A 3,564-nucleotide genomic window follows, 5' to 3' on the forward strand; every position below is an offset into this window, starting at 1 on the left:
AATTTCGATCGGCGATCTGGCGATTATTGCCGCAGCATATGGCAAATTATCAACTGATGCGGATTGGGATCAATACAAAAAGGCAGATCTAAACAATGATGGCAAAGTAGACGTTACGGATCTCGCAATTATGGCCAGAAAAATACTTGAATAAAAAAATTTATGAAAATCGAGTAGCAGGGGGCGGCAAGCCCCCAAGCTCTCACATCACCGTACGTACAGTGCCCATGCTTGGCGCACTAAAATAAGCCCCGATATCATTTAACATCGGGACTTACAATTAAACGACGAATATGGAATAGGCCTAACATGATGGTTTTGATTGTTCATGCTGAGGGTGTTCCCACCCTCAGCATTCACTGCGCTTTAAGGGTTATATAACTTAACTTTCGCAGCCTGAAATAGGCAGGTAAGCCTTGAGATAACTGGGCAAACCGGCGATCCATTGTTGTAGTTGATTATTAATCAATTTCGATAGCTTTTTGCTTGCCGTTGCTGCTACTTCATTGATCAAATCAAGCAGTTGTTGTAACGCAATCACCCAATCTATGGCATGCTGACCTCATCACATAGCAAATCAGTAGGATTGCATAAATTCTGATGTTCACAATTATTTAAATTTTCCGAAAATACCACTTTGGGTCTATGAGCTAAAAAATGACGGAGGTCTTTCGATTCAGGCAGTTGCTGCCCATTTGGTATTTATATCCGTTTCAATGGGCGGTTTTGCGAGATCAACTCATTACCTAGATCGTGTTTTCTTGGCTTTTTTCTGTCTACCTTTTGAGGTTCGACTTGGCGGTTGTATTACAGCTTCGATTATAGTGGGAGGTGATGTATGTTGTATCTTTTGAATATTAAAGTACTTGAAGAAGGTTAGTTGTAGTCTGGGTACGTAGGGAGATAAAACGAGTTGAGAAGTTTGTAAACAAATGGATACGGCTTTTGCGTGGGTAATGTTACATTTTGTATCGCAAATCATGAATGGGGTGCAGCTATAGATTCGGGTGCTTTTCCAATCCACCTAGGCTAGTTATATGAAATTTAATAATTAAATATTATACAAACGCTTTAATTTGAGAAAGTGGGGTAAAGGAAATATGACATTAATTTCGAAACATTCTAAGAAGATTATGGTATCGTCGCTTATTTTATCGTTGTTGTCTTCACCGCTCGCTATATTAAATGTAAGTGCGGCTACTGGCATATCTCAGCCTGAAATATCCAGTCATGTAAAGAATGTTCTTAATGTTGAGGGCAAGACATTCAAGGATTTAAATGGGAACGGTTCACTGGACCCTTACGAGGACTGGCGTTTGCCCACTAATCAGCGCGTGGCTGATCTTCTTCCGCGCATGAGCATGGTGGAGAAGGCTGGAATCATGCAGATTACTTCTCTACCTAATGACATCGACGGCGTCAATGACTTTGTTAATAACCGCAACATTCGCTATCTCATTATCCGTGACAACATAACGGCCTTGGAGCTTGCTAAGCGAGCGAATAAATACCAAGAGGTCGCGGAGGCTTCTCGCCTCGGCATCCCGCTCGTTTTCACCTCCAACCCTCGTAATCATGTAAGTCAGCAGCTCGCGTTCGGCATCAGTGAGGCCTCCGGACAGTTCTCTACATGGCCAGGCACCTTGGGCCTTGCAGCAACGGGCGATCTCAGCATTATCCGCGACTTTGCTCAGATAGCCCGCGACGAGTGGCGCTCGTCTGGTATCCAGAAGACCTACGGATACCAGGTTGAAATCGCCTCGGAGCCTCGATGGAACCGAATCTCCGGCACATTTGGCGAGAGTACAGAATGGAACTCTATGATTGCCCGGGAGCTGGTCTTAGGCTTCCAGGGGGAGAAACTCAGTAACAAATCTGTTGCCCAGACCGTTAAGCACTTCGTCGGTGACGGTGCGGTGCTTCGAGGTCTCGACCCGCACAACGAACCCGGTAAGTGGGCGGTCTACCCTACTGAAGGCAGCCTTTTTAAATACCAGCTCCCATCGTTCCAAGCCGCAGTCGACGCTGGCGTGAGTTCAATTATGTCCTATTACAATGTTCCAAGCAACGCGCTTAGCGCTAAGCAGCTCCCGGATGAACTGTGGAACTCCACAAACCAGCAGTTCGAGGAAGTGGCAGGCGCCTACAATAAGACCCTGATCACCGACATTCTGCGGAACAAGATGGGCTTCACCGGCTATGTCAACACCGATAGCGGACCACTGACCACTCGTGATTTTGGCGTGCATGATCTTACAATTGAAGAGAAGTTCGCCAAGTCGATTCATGCCGGGGCAAACATCTTCTCGGACAACAGCGATCCAAGCGGGCTCATCTCTGCTGTTAACAAGGGTCTGCTCCGCGAAGAGGAGCTCAACCCCTCCGTGGCGCACCTGCTTGCAGAGATGTTCGACCTAGGACTTTTTGAGAACCCTTACACGGACCCGGTTAAAGCCCAGACGATTGCCAGCTCACCTGCTTCCCAAGCGCGGGCCGATGAGGCGCACCACAAGTCGATTGCGCTCCTGCGTAACGACAAGGGTATGTTGCCACTGTCCGATGCAAACATCAACACCAAGAAACTGTACGTGGAAGTTTTCAACGGAAATAATAGCGCAACACAAACCGATGCAATTAAAAAGCTTATTACTGATAAGGACCCATCGGTAACCATCGTCAACACGCTTGCAGAGGCGAACACCGCATTTGTGTGGGTACTGCCGACGATTTATGCATACCCCGACAATTCCACTCAGGAGATCCAGTTGGGTACACTCACAGGCATCGACGTGAATAAGATTAAGCAGATCGAAGCGGCTGTTCCGACTGCTCTGGCAATCAACATGACCAATCCATGGGTCATCAATGAGATCGAGCCCAACGCTGCGGCTGTTGTGGCAACCTTCGATGTCAAGGGCGAAGCCTTGCTCGACGTTCTGCGCGGGCGTTATAACCCTACTGGTATTCTGCCAATCACAATCCCGGCTAACCAAGCGGCCGTGGAGAATAACGCATCGGATGTTCCAGGATATGCCGAGAATTTCCATTACGCCTACACAAATGTGGCTGGTGATGATTACACGTTCGGTTTTGGATTATCTTATGGCGCAAAAACTACTCTAGCCGGAAGCAGTTCCGTAGCACCAGGCGAATCCTTTAGTTTGAACTATGGTCTGAAAAACGTAAAGCAAACGGTCGATCAAGGCGTATTTGCACAGGATTTGACAATTAGTTATGATCCGAATGCAATTGAATATATCGATGCGCAACCATCGGATCCAACAGCTGTGTCTATCGTAGATAAGAAGGTGACAGGACCGGGTAAAGTACGGCTTATACTTGCAAGCTTGGGATCAAGCAAGGCGATAAAAACTGATGGAGATATACTTAAGCTTCAACTTAAAGCCAAGTCAGTTGCAACTAGTTCCAGCACAAAAGTCTCCATAGCTTCAGCAGTGCTGGCTGACGGCGCAGGAAAGGAATTTCAGACAGTAGGCTCCTCCCACTACATCCAGATTCATATTGTGAATAAATCCTCGCTGAATTCGCTGATTGCCAACGCCC

The 3,564-nt window shown here is 47.0% G+C and carries 2 protein-coding genes and 1 pseudogene; 2 read left to right on the forward strand and 1 reads right to left on the reverse strand.

Going from position 1 to position 3,564, the window contains the following annotated elements:
- Window positions 1–7 precede the first annotated feature (7 nt).
- Window positions 8–154, forward strand: a complete 147-nt coding sequence (locus GC097_RS35185; RefSeq protein ID WP_376768357.1) for a dockerin type I domain-containing protein — start codon at window positions 8–10, stop codon at window positions 152–154.
- Window positions 155–382: 228 nt separating this feature from the next.
- On the opposite strand, the pseudogene GC097_RS02805 reads toward GC097_RS35185, so the two are convergent.
- Window positions 383–576, reverse strand: a pseudogene (locus GC097_RS02805) (IS4 family transposase); the annotation flags it as partial.
- Window positions 577–1,100: 524 nt separating this feature from the next.
- Between GC097_RS02805 and GC097_RS02810 the strand changes: the two are divergent.
- The coding region (locus GC097_RS02810; protein WP_171681836.1) for a glycoside hydrolase family 3 N-terminal domain-containing protein at window positions 1,101–3,564 on the forward strand (2,464 nt) is incomplete at its 3' end.

This window comes from Paenibacillus planticolens (genome assembly GCF_013141725.1).
GTDB lineage: Bacteria > Bacillota > Bacilli > Paenibacillales > NBRC-103111 > Paenibacillus_E > Paenibacillus_E planticolens.